At 65.3% G+C, this 19,810-nt stretch carries 16 protein-coding genes; 10 read left to right on the top strand and 6 right to left on the bottom strand.

Annotated features, from left to right (window positions below; all coding sequences use genetic code 11):
* Positions 1-197: 197 nt before the first annotated feature.
* The 4 genes from QJT78_RS03555 to QJT78_RS03540 all read right to left on the bottom strand — a co-directional run bounded on the left by QJT78_RS03555 (position 198) and on the right by QJT78_RS03540 (position 5,748).
* Positions 198-929, bottom strand: a complete 732-nt coding sequence (locus QJT78_RS03555) for a response regulator (RefSeq protein WP_028151984.1) — start codon at positions 927-929, stop codon at positions 198-200.
* A 24-nt stretch (positions 930-953) separates the two neighbouring features.
* A complete protein-coding gene (locus QJT78_RS03550) occupies positions 954-2,699 on the bottom strand; it encodes a DUF3369 domain-containing protein (RefSeq protein ID WP_028151985.1) in 1,746 nt (581 codons plus the stop codon).
* Positions 2,669-4,669: an ATP-binding protein gene (locus QJT78_RS03545; protein WP_223154137.1), complete on the bottom strand. Its 2,001-nt coding sequence runs from the start codon at positions 4,667-4,669 to the stop codon at positions 2,669-2,671. Before QJT78_RS03545 ends, QJT78_RS03550 begins: the two co-directional genes overlap by 31 nt.
* Before the next feature lie 83 nt (positions 4,670-4,752).
* A complete protein-coding gene (locus QJT78_RS03540) occupies positions 4,753-5,748 on the bottom strand; it encodes a TRAP transporter substrate-binding protein (RefSeq protein ID WP_038942184.1) in 996 nt (331 codons plus the stop codon).
* A 222-nt stretch (positions 5,749-5,970) separates the two neighbouring features.
* Between QJT78_RS03540 and ugpB the strand changes: the two genes are divergently transcribed.
* From ugpB to QJT78_RS03490, 10 genes are all read left to right on the top strand, one after another.
* Positions 5,971-7,275 (top strand): sn-glycerol-3-phosphate ABC transporter substrate-binding protein UgpB, encoded by a 1,305-nt coding sequence (ugpB, locus tag QJT78_RS03535; RefSeq protein ID WP_193375904.1) that lies wholly within the window; start codon positions 5,971-5,973, stop codon positions 7,273-7,275.
* Between the two features lie 191 nt (positions 7,276-7,466).
* Positions 7,467-8,414 carry an aminoglycoside 3'-phosphotransferase/choline kinase family protein gene (locus QJT78_RS03530; protein WP_038942186.1) on the top strand — a complete coding sequence of 316 codons (948 nt, stop codon included), beginning with the start codon at positions 7,467-7,469 and terminating at the stop codon, positions 8,412-8,414.
* Positions 8,415-8,660: 246 nt separating this feature from the next.
* A complete protein-coding gene (locus tag QJT78_RS03525; RefSeq protein WP_038942187.1) occupies positions 8,661-10,283 on the top strand; it encodes an ABC transporter substrate-binding protein in 1,623 nt (540 codons plus the stop codon).
* 251 nt (positions 10,284-10,534) lie between these two features.
* Positions 10,535-11,548, top strand: coding sequence for an ABC transporter permease (locus QJT78_RS03520; protein ID WP_028151990.1), 1,014 nt, complete (start codon positions 10,535-10,537; stop codon positions 11,546-11,548).
* A 62-nt stretch (positions 11,549-11,610) separates the two neighbouring features.
* Complete coding sequence (locus QJT78_RS03515) at positions 11,611-12,510, top strand: ABC transporter permease (RefSeq protein ID WP_014491237.1); 900 nt, start codon at positions 11,611-11,613, stop codon at positions 12,508-12,510.
* 94 nt (positions 12,511-12,604) lie between these two features.
* Positions 12,605-14,434 carry an ABC transporter ATP-binding protein gene (locus QJT78_RS03510; RefSeq protein WP_038942127.1) on the top strand — a complete coding sequence of 610 codons (1,830 nt, stop codon included), beginning with the start codon at positions 12,605-12,607 and terminating at the stop codon, positions 14,432-14,434.
* 19 nt (positions 14,435-14,453) lie between these two features.
* Positions 14,454-14,633, top strand: a complete 180-nt coding sequence (locus tag QJT78_RS03505) for a DUF4089 domain-containing protein (RefSeq protein WP_028148078.1) — start codon at positions 14,454-14,456, stop codon at positions 14,631-14,633.
* 7 nt (positions 14,634-14,640) lie between these two features.
* Positions 14,641-16,035 carry an AtzE family amidohydrolase gene (locus QJT78_RS03500; RefSeq protein ID WP_028148077.1) on the top strand — a complete coding sequence of 465 codons (1,395 nt, stop codon included), beginning with the start codon at positions 14,641-14,643 and terminating at the stop codon, positions 16,033-16,035.
* A 12-nt stretch (positions 16,036-16,047) separates the two neighbouring features.
* Positions 16,048-16,440 carry an oxalurate catabolism protein HpxZ gene (gene hpxZ / locus QJT78_RS03495; RefSeq protein WP_028148076.1) on the top strand — a complete coding sequence of 131 codons (393 nt, stop codon included), beginning with the start codon at positions 16,048-16,050 and terminating at the stop codon, positions 16,438-16,440.
* A gap of 4 nt (positions 16,441-16,444) precedes the next feature.
* Entirely contained in the window at positions 16,445-17,167 is a 723-nt protein-coding gene (locus QJT78_RS03490; protein ID WP_014491242.1) for a GntR family transcriptional regulator, read from the top strand.
* Positions 17,168-17,278: 111 nt separating this feature from the next.
* Here the strand turns inward: QJT78_RS03490 and atzF are convergent, their stop codons facing one another.
* Together atzF and QJT78_RS03480 are read right to left on the bottom strand one after the other, a co-directional pair.
* Positions 17,279-19,084: an allophanate hydrolase gene (gene atzF, locus QJT78_RS03485; protein WP_281460179.1), complete on the bottom strand. Its 1,806-nt coding sequence runs from the start codon at positions 19,082-19,084 to the stop codon at positions 17,279-17,281.
* Between the two features lie 191 nt (positions 19,085-19,275).
* Positions 19,276-19,782 carry a MarR family winged helix-turn-helix transcriptional regulator gene (locus QJT78_RS03480; RefSeq protein WP_028148074.1) on the bottom strand — a complete coding sequence of 169 codons (507 nt, stop codon included), beginning with the start codon at positions 19,780-19,782 and terminating at the stop codon, positions 19,276-19,278.
* Between the last annotated feature and the right edge of the window lie 28 nt (positions 19,783-19,810).

The raw sequence follows: 19,810 nt of genomic DNA, 5'->3' as shown, positions 1-19,810 counted from the left end.
CGGGCTTTGCGTTCGGTGGCGGCAAACCCACCGCCGTCGTCCCGGGGCGCGAAGCGAACCCGGGACCCATAACCACAGGATGCAGTTTGACGAAGACTCGGAGTTACCGGGTTCGCGTCACAACGTCTCCCTGTGGTTATGGGTCCCGGGCTCGCGCTGCGCGCGCCCCAGGACGACAGCGGTAGGTGCCGCGCGCCCTACGCCTTCTCGCCCGCGGGCGAGAACAGATAGCCGCCGCCGCGGATGGTGCGGATCACGGCCGGCTTGGTCGGGTCGGGCTCGATCTTGCGGCGGATGCGCATGATGCGCAGATCCACGGCGCGGTCGAAGGCTTCGGCGTCGCGCGCATTGGCCAGTTCGAGCAGGCGTTCGCGCGACAGCACGCGCTTCGGATTGGCCGCGAACACCTTGAGCAGCCCGAACTCGGACGCGGTGAGCGGATGCTCGTTGCCTTCGTCGTCGCGCAAGGCCTGTGCTTCGAGGTCGAGCCATTTGGTGCCGAAGCGCACCAATTGATCCTTGTCCGATTTGGCGGGCGCGGTCTCGGCCGCCTTCACCGGCGTGCTCCGCCGCAACACCGAGCGGATGCGCGCCATCAGCTCGCGCAGCTCGCAGGGCTTTGCCACGTAATCGTCGGCGCCGAGCTCGAGGCCGACGACGCGATCGATCGGGCTCGCGGTCGCCGTCAGCATGATCACGGGCACGTTGATGCGGCTCTTGAGGTCGCGGATGATCGAGAGGCCGTCTTCCTCGGGCATGTTGAGGTCGAGCACGACGAGGTCCGGCATGCTGCCGTCGATCGCGGTGCGCAAGCTCTTGCCGCCGTCGCACAGCGTCACGGTGAAGCCGTGCATCTTGAGGTAATCACCGACCATCTCCCGGGCCGGGGCCTCGTCGTCGACGATCATGATGTGCTGGCTTTGGGTCATATCACTCAGATCTCGGTACTCGAATCACGGCAACTCGGTCGCGGGCAGGGTGATGGTGAAGGTCGATCCCTTGCCGGGACCGTCGCTCTCGGCCGTCACCTCGCCGCCATGCATGTCGATAATACGCTTGACGATGGAAAGCCCAAGCCCCGTCGAGCTCTCGCCCGCGGTCGGTTTGGCCGACAGCCGCTGGAACCGGCCGAACAGGCGGCCGAGATCCTCCGGCGACAGGCCGGCGCCCTCGTCGCTGACGCGGACGACGGTATCGCTGGCCTCATGGGTGACGGCGACGATGATCTTGCCGCCGATCGGTGAGTATTTGATGGCGTTGCTGATCAGATTGTCGATCGCCTCGCGGATGCGGTCGGTGTCGCACATGGTGACGATGTTGGGCGGCGCCGTGACGGTGATCGCCTGCTGCTTGTTGACGGCGAGCGGCTGGTTGGCGTCGGCCACTTCTTTCACCAGGGCCGCGACGTCGACCGGCTCGCGGCGGATGGTGATGTCGAAGGCATCGGCCATCGCGTCCGAGATCAGATGATCGACCATCGTGGTCAGGCGCTTCGTCGCATCGCGGATGTGATCGACCTGGGCGACCACGCCGTCGGACGAGGCGCCGGTCGAGATCAGCTCCTTCAGCATCTCGGTGCGGCCGAGGATGACGCCGAGCGGGTTCTTGAGGTCGTGGGCGACGGTGCCCAAAATCTCGTTCTTGAAGCCGTTGGCGCGCTGCAGCCGCAGCCACTGTGCCGAGAGGCGGCGGTTGGCCTGCATCAGCGCGCGGGTGCGCTGGGCGACGCGGTCCTCGAGCTGCGTGTTGGCGTCCTGGAGCTGCTGGTAGAGGATGACGTTGTCGAAGGCGATCGAGAGCCGGCTGGAGAAGATCTCGACCAGCGAGCGGTCGGTCTCGGACAGCTCGCGCTCGGCCTGCAGCAGCACCACCACCTCGCGGCCGGAGCCGGTCCGCAGATAGATCACGCTGCGGTGGTCGGCGAATTCGTTCTTGCGGCCCTGGAACGCGGCTTCCACCATCGTCCGCAGATCGGGGTCGAGCGCCTTCGACGAGGTCGTGCCGATGAAGCGGCTGTAGCATCCGCTGCCGGCGAGCACGGAGAGCTCGGGGTCCACGCCGCCATTGTCGCGCAGCACCAGTATGCCGGCGCAATCGACGTTGAGCAGCGAGGCGAGCTGGGTCAGCACGCCCTCGGCGAGCCGCTGCATCGACTTGAAGTCGTACAGCGTCGAGGCGGCGTCGATGATGATCTCGAGCCCGCGCCGCGTCTGCACCATGCGCTCGAGCTGCTGATAGGAGCGCAGCGCCGCGGTCAGCGAGGTGAACAGCTTGTCGGCGGTGAGTTCGGTCTTGGCCTTGTAGTCGTTGATGTCGTACTGGACGATCACGCGCCGCTCCGGCGCCTGGCCGGGCTGTCCCGTGCGCAGGATGATGCGCACGGTCTCGTTCTTGAGCTCGTTGCGGATGAACTCGACCAGCTCGAGGCCGGCGACATCGGTCTCCATGATGACGTCGAGCAGCACGGCGGCGATGTCGCCATGCGCGGCCATCAGCTTGCGACCTTCCGCCGCGGAATGGGCGGAGAGGATCTCCAGTCCCTGGCCGTTGAGGCTGTAGTCGGACAGCGCGAAGCGGGTGCCGTCGTGCACGGCGGGATCGTCGTCGATGACGGCGATCTTCCACTTCCGTGCGTTCTGGTCCTCCGGTGCGGTACCGGTATCGTCGATCAGGTGGAGGACATCGTCCTGTTCGGCCATTGAGAAGTCCCGTCAGTCTCTGTGCTTTGCGCGCCGCCCTTGGCGACCCGGGGCATGATAATGCGAAAAGTAGTGCCTTGTCCCAGCTTGGATTCCAGCATCATGCGCCCGCCGAGCTGCTGGGTGACAAGGTTATAGACGATATGCAAGCCGAGTCCCGTACCACCTTCATTGCGCCGGGTGGTAAAGAATGGGTCAAAGGCCTGGCGCTGCACGTCAGGCGTCATGCCGGCCCCGTCATCGGCGAAGATGATCTCGATGTCGTCGGTCCCGCGCGGCCGGGCCGAGATCGTGATCGTGCCGGCGCGGCCGTCGGCAAAGGCGTGGTTGGCGGCATTGAGGAAGAGGTTGGTCAGGATCTGGCCGTAGGAGCCGGGATAGCCGTCGAGCAGGAGCCCCTCGGGTACGTCGGCCTGGAGCGTGATCGGCGAGCGCTTCAGGACCGGACGCAGGCTGGCGATGATCTGGTCGGTAGCTTCGCTGAGTGAGAACTGCCGCCGCTCGGCATGCGAGCGGTCGACCGCGACCTGCTTGAACGACTGGATCAGCTCGCCGGCGCGGGTGAGGTTGGCGACGAGCTGCTGCGAGGCGTCGCGCGAGGACTGCACGAACTCCTCCAGCTGCGAACGGCGCAGGCCGCCGTCGCCCTTGAGCTGGGCCTCGAAGATCTCGGTGCGCCGGGCGAAGCTGGAAGCGACGGTCAGGCTGATGCCGATCGGGTTGTTGACCTCGTGCGCGACGCCGGCGACGAGGCCGCCGAGTGCGGCCAGCCGTTCGGCGTCGATCAAATTCTGCTGCGCGGTGTTGAGCTCGAGCAGCGCGCTCTCGGCCTTCTCCTTGGACGCGCGCAGCTCGTCCTCGGTCTCGCGCTTCGCGATCGCGTTCTCGCGGAACACCTCGACCGCGCGCGCCATGGCGCCGACCTCGTCGCGTGCCTTGGTGCCCTGCACCTCGCGGTCGAGGTCGCCGAGCGTGATCGCGCGCATCGCGGTCATGATCTGCTGCAGCGGCAGGCGGATCGACAGCGCGATCAGCACGCCGGCGGTGAGGATGATGCCGAGGAAGATCACCGCGATCGACAGCACCCGCCGCGAGATATCGGCCAGGGTACGATCAAACGTCTCCTGCGCCTTCTGCTCGCGCTGGCGCATCTTGGTGGAGAGGTCGTCGATGGCGCCGATCGCCTCGGCCTGGCTGGCGTCGATGGTGTTGCGCAGCAATTCGGTGCGGCTCGTCAGCTGCTCGGAGAGCTTTGCGAAACCCTCGCGCAGCGCCATGGTGCGGGTCCCGAGCCGTTGCAGCGCCATGCGCTGCAGGTCGTTGTCGGCGAGATCGATCATGACCGGAATGGTCTTCTCGATCGTCTCGGTGTTGCGGCGCGCATCGTCGGCGGCACCGGGCGAGAGCGACAGATAGTAGGAGTTGGCTGCGACCAGCATCGCGGTGAAGGCCTCGCGGGACTTGCCGAGCGAGGGCCAGATCAGGGCGTCGCGATGCCCGGTGGCGCCTTCGATGATGGAATAGAGACCGGCCATGTCCCTGGCCGGGCCCTGCACCTGCTCCTCATAGGTCTTGGCGATCGTCGCCTGCACGCTGCGCAGCTCGCCGAAGCCGTTGAGGAAGCGGTCGGTGGTGCGCTCCAGCTCCTCGACTGAGCCTGACAGCATCGGGTCCTTGGCGGCACGGTCGGTCAGCGTGCCCAGCACCGCCTCGCGCAGCAGCAGGATCTCGGCGAACAGGTCCGGGCTCGGCTGGTTGATGTAGCGGTGGATCAGATTGTGCAGGCGCCCGGTCTCGCTCTCGAGCAGCGCCAGGATGCGGTCGGACTCGCGGACCTGACGGACGTCGCCCCAGGCCGAGCCCAGCACCTGCGTGCCGTTCCAGATCAGCCCCACCAGCACCACGACCACGGCCGAGTTCAGCGCCGCGATCGACAGGATACGCCAGCGGATCGGCACCGCGCGGAGCATCCCGACCAGGCGTGCGCGCAGCCGCCCGAGCGGGCCGGGCGCCCTGTCTGCGTGCTCGCTGTGTCCGGGTGCAGCCAAGCGGCTCACTCCACCTTGCGAATGCGTTCGATCAGCGCGGCCGCGGCGGGATCGCGCCCCGCCTTGGCATAGATCGCAGCCATCGCGTCCTCGAACGGCTTGCGGTCGATATCCCTGGCGACGGTGATGCCGGCGGCTTCAGCCTTGTGCTGCGACTGCTCCTCGAGGTCGCGCCACTTCTCGCGCATGAACCGGCTGGAGCGAGCCGCGGCCTCGCGGAATAGCTGCTGGTCGTCCGCCGACAGGCTCTTCCAGGCCTTCAGCGAGATCACCAGCACTTCCGGGCTCATCGTGTGCTCGGTGAGCGCGAGGTGGCCGGCATGTTTGTAATGGTCTGTCGTCACGAAAGATGGCCAGTTGTTTTCGGCGCCGTCGATCAGATGGTTGGCAAGCCCTGTGAGCACCTGCCCATAGGGCATCTCGACCGGTTCGGCGCCGAGCGAGCGAATCATCTCGCTCATCAACTCCGACTGCTGCACCCGGATCCGCAATCCCCCGAGGTCGGCGACACTCCTGACCGGACGGACGCCGTTGTAGATCGACCGCGCGCCGGAATCGTAGAAGGCGAGCCCGACGAAGCCGTACGGCTCGAAACTGCCGAGGATCTCGCTGCCGATCGGCCCGTCCAGCACCTTCTGCATGTGCTCGATGGACCGGAACAGGAACGGCATGGCGAGCACGTTCATCGCCGGAACGAAGTTGCCGATCAGCGCCACATTGGTCCGGTTGAGGTCGATCGCGCCGACCCTGGTCTGCTCGATGGTCTCCTTCTCTTCGCCGAGCTGACGGGAGTGGAACACCTTGATCTCGTGCCGGCCGCCCGTTCGCTCGGCAATCAGCGCGCCCATGTAGCGTAGCGCCTGGACGGTCGGGTAATCCTCGGGCTGGGTGTCGGCGGCGCGGAATTCGCGCGCAGCAGCGCTCGTCGCGCAGACCGCGAGCAGAAACGCAACGAAGATCACCCCGGTCCGCGTGAGTTCGGCACGGTTCAGCACTGGCACACTCAACCCCTCAGTGGTGGAGTCTATGGCGGAGCCAAAAGGTTCAACGCAATCTAGCAGATGGTAGTGGGAAGGCCATCCCGCCGCATCCGGCGGGGGAATTGTGCGGCGCAGCCACCGCTCATTCCCGGTTGAAACAGGAAATGCAGCGCCTTAAGCAGGTATCGTCGCCTTTTGCCGCGCGACACGGGAAGAGCCATCGTGATTTCAGCATCGCGTCTTTTGCGGATCCTCGCCGCTTTCATCGTCCTCGCAATGCCTCTTCAGGCGCGCGCCGCCACCGACATCGCGCTGTGGCACGCCATGTCCGGCGAGCTCGGCCGGCAGCTCGAGAAGCTCGCCGCCGATTTCAACGCCTCGCAGTCCGATTACCGCATCGTGCCTGCTTACAAGGGCAACTACACCGAGACCGTGACGGCGGCGATCTTCGCCTTCCGGTCGCGCAGCCAGCCGGCGATCGTCCAGGTCAACGAGGTCGCGACCGCCACCATGACCGCGGCCAAGGGCGCGATCTATCCCGTGTTCACCATGATGCGGGACATGAACGAGCCGTTCTCGCTGGGCGATTACCTTCCCGCAGTCTCCGGCTATTACACCGATGCGGCCGGCAATCTGCTGTCCTTCCCGTTCAATTCCTCGACGCCGATCCTCTATTACAACAAGACCATGTTCCGCGACGCGGGCCTCGATCCGGAGACGCCGCCGAAGACATGGCCCGAGCTTGGGCTTGCCGCAAAGCGCCTGCGCGAGCTCGGCGCTGTGTGCGGCTTCACGACCTCTTGGCCGTCCTGGATCCACGTCGAGAATTTCTCCGCCTTCCACAATCTGCCGCTCGCGACGCGGACCAATGGCTTTGCGGGGCTGGATGCCGAGCTGACCATCAACAACCCGGTCGTCGTGCAACACATCGCCCAGCTCGCCGAGTGGCAGAAGGACAAGGTGTTCGACTACGGCGGCCGCGGGCAGTCGGCCGAGCCGCGCTTCCAGAAGGGCGAATGCGGCATCTTCATCGGCTCCTCGGCGACGCGGGCCGACATCAAGGCGAATTCGAAGTTCGATATCGGCTACGGCATGATGCCGTACTGGCCCGATGTGAAGAACGCGCCGCAGAACTCGATCATCGGCGGCGCCACGCTGTGGGTGCTGCGCGACCGCCCGCGCCAGGAATACAAGGGTGTGGCGCGGTTCTTCGCCTATCTGTCGCAGCCCGGCGTGCAGGCGGCCTGGCACCAGAACACCGGCTATCTGCCGATCACCCGCGCCGCCTTCGAGCTGACGCGCGCGCAGGGTTTTTACGAGCGCAATCCGGGCTCAGCGATCTCGTTCGAAGAGATCACGCTGCATCCGCCGACGGAGAACTCGAAGGGCATCCGGCTCGGCTCCTTCGTGCTGATCCGCGGCGCGATCGAGGACGAGCTGGAGCAGGCCTTTACCGGCCAGAAGGGCGCGCAGGCTGCGCTCGATGCCGCGGTCGAGCGCGGCAACAAGCTGCTGCGTCAGTTCGAGCGCGCCAGCCCGGATCGGTAGAAACGGGATGGAAGCCTGGCATTGGTTGGAACGCGAGATCTTTGCACGCCGTCATGGCCGGGCATAGTCGTCCGAAGGACGGCGTCGCTTAGCTCGCCTATGTCCCGGCCATCCACGCCTTGCGGCAACCGGAGAACGTGGATGCCCGGGACAAGCCCGGGCATGACGAACTCAAACGCATCATGGTTGCGATGTCGATGAAACTACCTCACTTCACCGACGCGGAAAGCTTTCGCGCCTTTCGCTCCGATCCACCGCGATGGTTGCCGGTCGCGCTCGACATCGCCCGCAGCCATGGTCTCGATACCAGCGCGCCGCACGTGTTTGTAACAGGCACCAATCTCGTCGTCGGCCTCAGTGAGAAGCTGATCCTGAAAATCTTCCCGCCGCAGCTCGGCGCGCAATTCGTCTCCGAACGCGGATCGCTGGCGCAGCTTGCCGGCCGCCTTCATGTGCCGATCCCGGAGATCGTCGCGGAGGGTGATCGCGACGGCTGGCCTTACCTCGTCATCACGCGCCTTGCCGGCACGCTCGGCTCGGAGGTCTGGCCGCAGCTGGCGGAAGATCAGAAAGAGCGCCTGCTGCGCCAGATCGGCGAGACCATCGCCGCCGTGCAGCACGCGCCGCTTGGTCCGCTCGCAAAGATTGAACCGCGCTGGGACGACTTCATGCGTGCCCAGATGGAGGGATGCAAGGCGCGGCACACGCGGCTCGGCCTCGCGCCGAAATTCCTCGCAGGCCTCGACGATCTCCTGCGCGACGCTGCAAAACTGATCCCGATGGATGCGCCGCCGGTGATCCTGGTGGGCGAATATATCCCCCAGAATTTCCTGCTCGCCTGCGACGACGGCGACTGGTCGCTCGCCGGCCTGTTCGACTTCGGCGACGTGCTCGCGGGATGGCGCGATTACGATTTGCTCGGCCCCAGCGCCTTCATGGCGGCGGGACGGCCGGGGAGGGTGCGCAGCCTGCTCGAGGGCTTTGGCTATGCAAAGCTGGACTATGCGCTCAAGCGCCGCCTGATGGCGCTGATGCTGCTGCACCGCGCCAGCGACCTCAACAGCCACGTCTGTATCGAGGGCTGGCAGGACAGGGCGAACGATCTCGTCGAACTCCAGGATCTGATCTGGCCGGGCTGAGCCGTCCCGGCCATCTGCGACGGCCTGCTCAATCCGGCAGCGCTCAATCTTTCAGCTTATTTTTAGAGCAGGATCGTATCCTTGTATGCAATTAACCGGCCTGCCCAAAGGGTGATCAATCGCCGGAATCTCAAAAAGATCAATTGCGATCAAGGTCTTATCTGGAATTTAAGGCTCTGTTAAGCGCTGGAACGAACCTTGCGACTCCCTGTTCCAACCAGAAACCTTTGCGTTGGAGCATTTCCCATGAAGCGCCGCGATTTCCTCAAGTCCGTGTCCGGATTGGCCGCAGGCGCGGCGCTTCCGGCGATGCCGTCCGTGATCTCCACCGCCTATGCCGATGCGCGCTCGGAGACGCTGCTGATCGTCTCGGAAGGCGGCCCGAACAATCTCGACATCCACGGCGTCGGCACCAACGTGCCCGGCTATGAAGTCTCCTGGAATTGCTACGACCGCCTGATCAGCCACGAGATGAAGGCCGGCCCCGGCGGCGTGCCCTATTACGACCGCGACAAGTTCAAGGGCGAGCTCGCCGAGGAGATGAAGATCGACGACATGTCGGTCACCTTCAGGCTGCGCAAGAACGCCAAATTCCACGACGGCACGCCCGTCACCGCCAAGGACGTGAAGTGGTCGCTCGACCGCGCCGTCAGCGTCGGCGGCTTCCCGACCTTCCAGATGAGTGCGGGCTCTCTCACCAAGCCGGAGCAGTTCGTCGTGATCGACGACTACACCGTGCGCGTCGATTTCCTGAAGAAGGACAAGCTCACGATCCCCGATCTCGCGGTCATCGTGCCCTGCATCGTCAATTCCGAGCTGGTGAAGAAGAACGCCAGCGAGAAGGACCCCTGGGGTCTCGAGTTTACAAAACAGCAGACCGCGGGCTCGGGCGCCTACAAGGTGACGAAGTGGACCGCCGGCACCGAAGTGATCATGGAGCGCAACGAGGATTGGGTCTGCGGTCCCTTGCCGAAGATCAAGCGCGTGATCTGGCGCATGGTACCGCAGGCCGGCAACCGCCGCGCGCTGCTGGAACGCGGCGACGCCGACATCTCCTACGAGCTGCCCAACAAGGATTTTCAGGAGATGAAGGCGAACGGCAAGCTCAACGTCGTGTCGCTGCCGTTCTCCAACGGCATGCAGTATATCGGCATGAACGTCACCAAGCCGCCCTTCGACAATCCGAAGGTGCGTCAGGCGGTCGCCTATGCGCTGCCCTATCAGAAGATCATGGACGCTGTGATGTTCGGCCTCGCCAACCCGATGTTCGGCGCGTCCAAGGACAAGCCGACCGAAGTCGCCTGGCCGCAGCCGCACAAATACAACACCGACATCGAGAAGGCGAAAGCGCTGATGGCGGAGGCAGGCCTCGCCAACGGCTTCGAGACCACGATCTCGTTCGATCTCAACTTCGCGGGCGTCAACGAGCCGCTCTGCGTGCTGGTGCAGGAGAGCCTCGCGCAGATCGGCATCAAGACCACCATCAACAAGGTGCCCGGCGCCAACTGGCGCACCGAGCTGAACAAGAAGGAGATGCCGCTCTTCACCAACGTGTTCTCGGGCTGGCTCGATTACCCCGAGTACTTCTTCTACTGGTGCTATCACGGCAACAATTCCGTCTTCAACACCATGAGCTACAAGTCGGCGGAGATGGACAAGCTGATCGACGGCGCGCGCACCGCCGCCGCCACCGGCGACACCGCGACCTACGACACCGACGTGAAGGGTTTTGTCGATCTCGCTTTCACCGACATCCCGCGCATCCCGCTGTACCAGCCCTTCGTCAACGTCGCGATGCAGAAGAACATCAGCGGCTACCAATACTGGTTCCACCGGAGGCTGGATTACCGCGCGCTGGTGAAGGGGTAAGGCGTGATGAGCGCGCGCGACATGGCCGCGTCTCTCTGGGTGTCTTGGTCGAGTGAGGTGAGCGCAACTCTCTCATTCCCTCTCCCCTTGTGGGAGAGGGTGGCTCGCCGCGTAGCGGCGAGACGGGTGAGGGGTAGCCCCGAGCGAGATCGGAGTTCGTGGCTACCCCTCACCCCAACCCTCTCCCACAAGGGGAGAGGGGGCGCAGCGGTACGCGTAGCGCGATCTCATTTCCACACCAGGGGCACACCATGCTGACCATGATCGGCAAGCGCCTGATGTTCGCGATTCCCTCGCTGATCGGGGTCGTCATCGTCACCTTCCTGCTGACGCGCGCGTTGCCCGGTGATCCCGCCGCATACTTCGCCGGTCCCGCAGCGACCAAGGAAGCCGTCGAGCAGATCCGCAAGAAGCTCGGCCTCGACAGGCCGCTGATCGAGCAGTTCTTCCGCTACACCAACGACCTCGCCCATGGCGATTTCGGCAACTCGCTCACCACGGGACAGCCGGTCGCGGCCGAGATCCGTAACCGCCTGCCGGCCTCCGCCGAGCTGACGCTGCTCGGCCTTATCGTCTCTGTCGTGATCGCCATTCCGCTCGGTGTGCTGGCGGCGACGCGGCCGGGATCATGGGTCGACCACCTCTGCCGGGTCACGACGACGGCGGGCGTGTCGCTACCTGTGTTCTTCACCGGCCTCGTGCTGGTCTATGTCTTCTATTTCCGGCTCGGCTGGTCGCCCGCGCCGCTCGGTCGCCTCGATGTGTTCTACAGCGCGCCGCCGACGGTGACCGGCTTCTATCTGATCGACACCCTGATCGCGCGCGACTTCGAGGCGTTCCGCTCCGCGCTGAGCCAGCTCATTTTGCCGGCGACGACGCTCGCGATCTTCTCGCTGGCGCCGATCGCGCGCATGACGCGCGCCTCGATGCTGGCGGTGTTGTCGTCGGAGTTCGTGCGCACGGCCCGCGCCAGCGGCCTGTCGCCGTCGACCGTCATCATCACCTACGCGTTTCGCAACGCGATGCTGCCCGTCATCACCACGCTCAGCATGGTGTTCTCGTTCCTGTTAGGGGCCAACGTGTTGGTGGAAAAAGTATTCGCCTGGCCCGGCATCGGCTCCTACGCGGTGGAAGCATTGATCTCGTCCGACTTCGCGCCGGTGCAAGGTTTTGTGCTGACCATGGCGGTCATGTACGTGCTGCTCAATCTCGTGATCGACATTCTCTACGGCGTGATCGATCCGCGTGTCAGGTTGGAGGGTTAGCGCATGATCCGGAAAAGTGGAGGCCGGTTTTCCGACCAGATCATGCGCAAAGGGAGGGTGACATGAGCTCCGTTGCGCCTGCTGTTGAACCCGTGGGTCCCGCGCGGACCTCAGGGCTCGTCGCGATCCTCGAACAGACCCGCTATGTTCTCGGCGAGAACAAGGTCACGGGTTTTGCCTTCGCGCTGCTGATCGTGATCCTCATCGCGGCGATCTTCGGCCCCTACGTGGTGCCGTATGATCCGCTCGCTTCCGATACCGCCGCGGCGCTGAAGCCGCCGTCGATGGCGCACTGGTTCGGCACCGACCAGCTCGGCCGCGACATCTTCAGCCGCGTCATCGTGGCGACGCGGCTCGATACGTTCATCGCCGTCGCCTCCGTCGTGCTGGTGTTCCTGATGGGCGGCCTCGCCGGCATCGCGGCCGGCTATTTCGGCGGCTGGACCGACCGCATCGTCGGCCGCATCGCCGATACCATCATGGCGTTCCCGCTGTTCGTGCTGGCGATGGGCATCGTCGCCGCCCTCGGCAACACCGTGCAGAACATCATTCTAGCCACCGCCATCGTGAACTTCCCGCTCTATGCCCGCGTCGCGCGCGCCGAGGCCAATGTCCGCCGTAATGCCGGCTTCGTGCAGGCCGCGCGTCTCTCCGGCAACGGCGAATTCCGCATCCTGCTGGTGCATATCTTGCCGAATATCATGCCGATCATGATCGTGCAGATGTCGCTGACCATGGGCTACGCCATCCTCAACGCCGCGGGCCTCTCCTTCATCGGCCTCGGTGTCCGCCCGCCGACCGCCGAATGGGGCATCATGGTCGCCGAAGGCGCGGGCTTCATGGTGTCGGGCGAATGGTGGATCGCGCTATTCCCGGGCCTCGCTCTGATGATCGCCGTGTTCTGCTTCAACCTCCTCGGCGACGGCCTCCGCGACATCGTCGACCCCCAGCGGAGGACGTGATGACAAATTTCCGTCAAAAATGCTCCAATGATTACAATGCCATTCTACTGTGCATGGCGTTGTTTTCGCACTTTTTGAGTGACGGGAGCCGTCCATGACCGCCCAGCCCCTGCTCGACGTCCAGGACCTCACGGTCGAATTCACCACCCGCCGCGGCATCGTCAAAGCCGTGCAGCACGTCAACATCTCCGTCGCCAAAGGCGAGACGCTCGCCATCGTCGGCGAGTCCGGCTCCGGCAAGTCGGTGACATCCTACGCGGTGATGCGCATCCTCGACCGCGCGGGCAAGATCGCCGAGGGCTCGGTGATGTTCTCCGGCATCGACGTGAAGGCCGCGACCGAAGACCAGATGCGCGATCTGCGCGGCCGCGAAGTCTCGATGATTTTTCAGAACCCGCGCGCGGCGCTGAATCCGATCCGGAAAGTGGGCGACCAGATCGAGGACGTCTTGCGCACCCATGTGCAGCAGGCGATGGTTTCGGACCACGGAGAAAAGGCGATCGAGGCGCTGGAGCAGGTCAAGATCGCCCGCCCGCGCGAGCGCTACCACGCCTATCCGTTCGAGCTGTCAGGCGGCATGTGCCAGCGCGTCGTCATCGCCCTCGCGCTCGCCTGCAATCCGCAGCTCCTGATCGCGGACGAGCCGACGACCGGCCTCGACGTCACCACCCAGAAAGCGGTGATGGACCTGATCGTCGAGCTGACCAAGCGCAAGGCGATGTCGACCATCCTGATCACCCACGACCTCGGCCTCGCTGCGGCCTATTGCGACCGTGTCGTGGTGATGGAAAAGGGCCGCGTCGTCGAGACCGCGAAAGCCGCCGACATCTTCGCCAGCCCGCAGCACCCCTACACAAAAAAGCTGATGCGCGCGACACCGCGGCTCGGCGTGAGCTTGCGCGATCTCTTGCCGGAGGAAGAGGGCGCTTCCTTCGCCTCTCCCCGCGTGCGGGGAGAGGCCGACGCGCGCAGCATGGCGGGTGAGGGGGACTCTCCCAGCACCGTGCTCGCGGAGAGTCCCCCTCACCCCGACGCTCTCAGCGCGAGCGAAGCCCGTCGCGCCCCCGCAAGCGGGGAGAGGGAGAAGAAGCCCCTTCTCCTCATCGAAAAGCTCGTCAAGGAATACCCCCGCCAGGGCGCCACGGCCACGCTCGGAAAACTGTTCGGCCGCAAGCCGCCGGTCGAGCCGGACGTCTTCCGCGCCGTCGACGGCATCAGCCTCTCCATCGGCCATGGCGAGAGCGTCGGCCTGGTTGGCGAATCCGGTTGCGGCAAATCGACCACGTCGATGATGGTGATGCGGCTCTTGGACCAGACCTCGGGCCTGATCCAGTTCGACGGCGAGGACATCGGCGCCATCGCGCCTGCGTCCTTCGCCCGGCTGCCGCAGCGCAGCCGCATCCAGATGGTGTTCCAGGATCCGACCGATAGCCTCAACCCGCGTTTCACCGCCGCCCGCGCCATCGCCGACCCCATCATGCAGCTCGGCGACATCAGGGGCCGCGATGCGCTGCGAACGCGCTGCGAGGAGCTTGCGACCATGGTCGGGCTGCCGCACAATCTGCTGGATCGGTTTCCGCACCAGCTTTCCGGCGGCCAGAAGGCCCGCGTGGGCATCGCGCGCGCCATCGCGCTGCATCCAAAACTCGTCATCCTGGACGAGCCGACCGCGGCGCTGGACGTCTCGGTCCAGGCCGTGGTCCTCAATCTGCTTCAGGACCTGAAAGCGCGCTTAGGTATGGGTTATCTGTTCGTCTCGCATGATTTGAACGTAGTGCGCTTGTTGTGCGATCGTGTCATTGTCATGCGGACAGGTCGAATCGTCGAAGAGGGCTCTTCCGAAAAGGTCCTCAGCGATCCGCAGGACGACTATACCAAGGAGCTGTTGACGGCGATCCCGCATCCGCCGTTGCCGGTTCACTGAGAGATTGTTTGGGAGCGTGATGGCCGAGCCGCTGGACGACTATATCGACGCCGTATCGAAAGCGCTGGCGCTGCCGGTCGAGGAGGCCTGGAGGCCGGCGGTGCGCGCCAATCTCGAAGTCTCGCTCCGGCTTGGCCGACTGGTCGACGAATTCGCGCTGCCGGACGAGACCGAGCCGGCGCCGATCTTCACGGTCTGATTCCGCCATGACCACCAAGCCAGAAATGACGGCTGCGGACATCGCCAAGGCTGTGGCCGGCGGCAAGATGTCGGCCCTCGATGCCACCGAAGCAGCGCTTGCGCGCATCAAGCAGCACGACACCGTCCTCAATTCCTTCACCGACGTCACTGCCGAGCGCGCCCGTGCGAAGGCGCGTGCGATCGACGCCGACATTGCTGCCGGCAAGGAGGTCGGCCCGCTCGCCGGTGTTCCCTTCGCGGTGAAGAACCTGTTTGACGTCGCGGGGCTTCCGACGCGGGCCGGCTCGAAGATCAACCGCGACCTCGCGCCGGCCAAGCGCGACGCCACGCTGATCGAGCGGATGGAAGCCGCCGGTGCCGTGCTCGTCGGCGCGCTCAACATGGGCGAATACGCCTATGACTTCACCGGCGAGAACGTCCATGACGGTCCCTCGCGCAATCCGCATGACACGACCCGGATGACCGGCGGCTCCTCAGGTGGTTCCGGCAGCGCCGTCGGCGGCGCGCTGGTGCCGATCGCGCTTGGCTCCGACACCAACGGCTCGATCCGCGTGCCGTCCTCCTTCTGCGGCATCTTTGGTTTGAAGCCGACCTATGGCCGGCTGTCGCGCGCGCGCTCGTTCCCGTTCGTCGCGAGCCTCGATCATCTCGGTCCGTTCGCGCGCTCGGCGACCGATCTCGCGCTCGCCTATGACGCGATGCAGGGGGTGGATGCGGACGATGCCGCCTGCACCACGCGCGGTCTGGAGCCGACGCTGCCGCTGCTCGCCAATCCGGTGTCGGACCTGCGCATCGCGATTGCCGGCGGGCACTTTCAGAAGAACGTGTTTCCCGAGGCCGTCGAAGCGGTGAGCCGCGTCGCCAAGGCGCTCGGCGCGACGAAGATCGTTGACGTGCCCGAAGCCTCGCGCGCCCGCGCGGCGGCCTATGTCATCACCACCACCGAAGGCGCCTCGCTGCATCTCGACCGCCTGCGCAAGCGCCCGAACGATTTCGATCCCGCCGTGCGCGACCGGCTGATTGCCGGCGCGATGGTGCCGGCGCCGCTGGTCGACCGCGCGCAGAAATTCCGCCGCTGGTATCGCGCGCAGCTCGCCGAGATCTTCAAATCCGTCGACGTGCTGATCGCGCCGGCAACGCCCTGCACGGCGCCGAAGCTTGGCCAGGTGAATTTCACGCTCGACGGCGTCGAGTTGCCGGTTCGCGCCAATATCGGCATCCACACCCAGCCGATCTCGTTCATCGGATTGCCGGTGGTCGCCGTGCCGGTGCCGCTCGAGCCGCTGCCGATCGGCGTGCAGATCATCGCCGCGCCCTGGCGCGAGGACATCGCGTTGCGCGTCGCGTACGCATTGGAGAAGATGGGCGTGGTATCCGCGCCGTCGCCAAGGGGACTTTGAGAGGGATTTAGAATGGAGATCGATCTCCCCGAGGTGATCGCGGAAGTGAAGGCCGCGTTCGAGCGCTATGAGCAGGCTCTCGTCAGCAACGACGTCGCCGTGCTCGGCGAGCTGTTCCGCAACGATCCCCGCACGCTGCGCTATGGCATCGGCGAGAACCTCTACGGCTATGAGGCGATCTCCGGCTTCCGCGCCGGACGTTCGCCGGTCGGCCTCAACCGCCGCACCGCGAAAACCGTGATCACCAGCTACGGCCGCGACACGGCCGTGGCTTCCACCCTGTTCTATCGCGACACGGCTCCCGGCAAGGTCGGCCGGCAGATGCAGACCTGGATTCGCTTCCCGGAGGGCTGGCGCGTCGTCGCCGCCCATGTCAGCATCATCGACGAGTCGAAAGAGACCTGACCGTATGACGCTTGACGATCTTCCGCCCGGAACACTGCCGGCCGAGCCGGTGGTGCCGCGCGTCGACCGGGCGCAGCCCAGCGTGCACAAGATCACGCGCGCCGAGGAACTGCGGCTTCAACTCGCCGACGAGATCGTACGCGGAACCTTGGCCCCGGGCGCGCCGCTTGATGAAACCGACATCGCGCGCCGCTTTAGCGTCTCGCGCACGCCGGTCCGCGAGGCGTTGCGCCAGCTGGTGGCGAGCGGCCTCGTCGAATCGCGCGCCCATCGCGGTGCGGTGGTGGCGCAGCCCTCGGTCGAGCGTCTCAAGAGCATGTTCGAGGCAATGGCGGAGCTCGAGGCGCTCTGCGCGGGCCTTGCCGCCGAGCGCATGTCGGCGGCCGAGCGCCATGGTCTCGAAGCCATCCACGAAGAGCTGCGCGTGCTCAGCTACGCCGGCAATCCCGATCGCTTCCACGAGGTCAACGAGCGCTTCCACAACGCGATCTATGCGGGATCACAGAACGGCTACATCGCCGAGATCACGCTGGCGACCCGCGTCCGCGTGCAACCGTTCCGCCGCGCCCAGTTCCGCAACCTCGGCCGATTGGCAAAGTCGCAAGCCGAGCACGACCGCGTCGTCGTCGCCATCATGCGCGGCGACAAGCAGGGCGCGGCAGCAGCGATGCGCGCGCATATCGAGCTGGTGCGCGGGGAGTATGAGATTTACGCGGTATCGGTTTAGGGCCGCGCACGCGGTGCCGTAGGGTGGGCAAAGGCGCAAGGCGCCGTGCCCACCGTCTCTCCTGGCCAATAGTGATGGTGGGCACGCTACGCTTTGCCCACCCTACGAGACCTATATCGCCGCGACTTCCTTCATATACGCGCGCCATCCCCCATACGCCGTGATGTCGCGCGCCTCGCCCAGCACCTCCGGCTCGACGAGAAAGCCCTTCACGCTGCGTCCATCGGCAAGCCGCACCGTACCGATTGCCATCGGCGCCGGAATCGCATTGACGAACTTGCCGAACGCGGACGACGACAGCGACCAGATCTCCAGCTCGATCGCCGCGCCCTTGCCAGCCTCGACGCGCAGCATGCCCGGCTTCGGGGGCGTGGTCTTGAGTGCGTAGAGCTTGTAGTCGGGCGCGGTCTTGGTCGCTTCGATCAATTGACCGTTCAATGCCTGCAATTCGCCGTTCAGCGCCATGCCGGAGAGATGCGCACCGACGACCGCGATCGGAATCTCGTCGCTGCCGTTTGCTGCGAGCGGCGCCAGCGGGGCCTGCGCAACGCCCTTCGCTCCAACGGTCAGTTTCGTATCCGCATGGAAAACGCGGCCGATGCTCGCGAGCAGTGCATCACGCCCTGCGGGCGCGAGCAGCGTGATGCCGAACGGAATGCCATCCGCGCGCATCGACGCGGGCACCGCAAGACCACAGAGATCGAGCAGGTTGACGAAATTGGTGTAGGTGCCGAGCCGGCTGTTGAGCTCGATCGGATTGGCCAGCACCTGGGCCGTCGTATACGCGGTCGGCGCGGTCGGCAGCACCAGCGCGTCGATATTGGCGAAGGTGCGCTCGGCGATCTTGCGCAGGCCCTGCAAGCGGTAGAGCGCGGAGAAGGTCTCCGCAGCGCTCAGCCGCGCCCCGGCGACGGTGATCTCGCGCGTCACCGGATGAATCGAATTAGGCGCGGATGCCAGCAGATCCTTGATCACGAGATAACGCTCGGCGACCCACGGCCCCTCATAGAGCAGCCGCGCCGTCTCGTAGAACGGCTCGAGGTCGAACTCGACCAGCTCAGCGCCGAGCGCGATCCAGCGCTTCAGCGCATCGCCGTAAGCGGCTTCCGCCTTCCTGTCGCCGAAGAAGATCAGTTGTCCGTTGCGCGGTACGCCGAGGCGCAAATTCGCGGGGAACGGCGTGATCGCGCCGAGCGGCCGGTCGCGCGAGAACGGGTCGGCCTGGTCTGGACCCGCCATCACGGAGAGTGCAAGCGCAGCGTCGTCGACGGCCAGAGCGAATACCGAGATGCAGTCGAGCGTGCGGCAGGCCGGCACCAGGCCCGCGGTCGAGATCATGCCGAGGCTCGGCTTCAGCCCGACAATGTTGTTGAGCATCGCCGGCACGCGTCCGCTGCCCGCGGTGTCCGTGCCCAGCGACAGCGGAACGAGTCCGGCACCAACGGCGACCGCCGATCCCGAGCTCGATCCGCCGGGAATGAGATCCTCGCGCATCGAATTCTTGGGGATGCCAAAAGGCGAGCGCACGCCGACGAGGCCGGTTGCGAACTGGTCGAGATTGGTCTTGCCGATGATGATCGCGCCGGCCGCGCGCAGGCGTTCCACCGCGGTCGAATCATGCGTCGGCGTATACGAGAAGGCCGGGCAGGCCGCGGTGGTCGGAAACCCGAGCGCGTCGATATTGTCCTTCACCGCGACCGGCACGCCGAAGAGCGGCAGGCTGGCGGCATCCCTTGCGGCAAGCTTCTCGGCTTCCGCGATCGCGTCCTTCTCGTCGCGCAGGCTGATGAAGATTGCGGGATCGTTGTGATCGCGGATGCGCTGATAGGTTCGTGCGACGGTCTGCGCAGGCGTGATCGTGCCCGCGCGATGCGCGGCCACAATCGCGGCGATCGTTTCAGGCTGCTCAGCCCCCATGGTGACAAAACTCCGGCAACAGGTCTTACCCGGATTGAAGCAAGCGATGTGCCATTGTGTACACAATCCGGGCAAGCGCCATGCCTCGGATATTATCGTGGGATCAGTGGCTTGTAAGATATTTCGAGGATTGTTGGGCCGTCGTGCCAGCGCCCTGATAGGGCATTTGCGCAAATATTGGGCAGCGTTGATCAGGTGAAGCCGGCAAGGATCTGGAGCAGCCGCTCCCGGTTCTCCTTGCCGATCTTCTCCACGACATGCCGCTCGTGCTCCGCAGCGAGGCGCTTGAACTTGGCCAGCGCCGTCTCCCCCGGTGCGGTGAGGTGCAGCGCGTGGGAGCGGCGGTCCGCCTTCGACTTGACCCGCTTCACCAGCTTGCGCTGTTCGAGGCTGTCGAGCAGATGCACCAGCCGGGCGCGCTCGATGCCGAGACGCTTCGCCACCGCCATCTGCGACAGGCCCGGATTGGCGCCGATGACCGTCAGCACGGAATACTGCGTCGGCTTGATGTCGACCGCGCCGAGCGTCTTGATGAAGTCCTGAAAGATCCAGATCTGGAAGCGACGTACCGCATAACCGGCGTGCCCGACCAGCGCGTCGAGGCCGATCTCGTCCGCGTCGTTCGGCCGCGCCGCGCCGTTGCCGGCACGTTTGCGTGGGGAGGGGCCGGGCTCAGTTCGGGCTGCGCTGGCTGTCACGTGATCTCTCCTGCCGTGCAACCTTAGC

It is taken from the genome of Bradyrhizobium sp. Mp27, from assembly GCF_029953005.1.
Taxonomy (GTDB): Bacteria; Pseudomonadota; Alphaproteobacteria; order Rhizobiales; family Xanthobacteraceae; genus Bradyrhizobium; species Bradyrhizobium barranii.
Note: the sequence above shows the minus strand (reverse complement) of the source record. Positions and strands in the feature narration are given on the sequence as shown.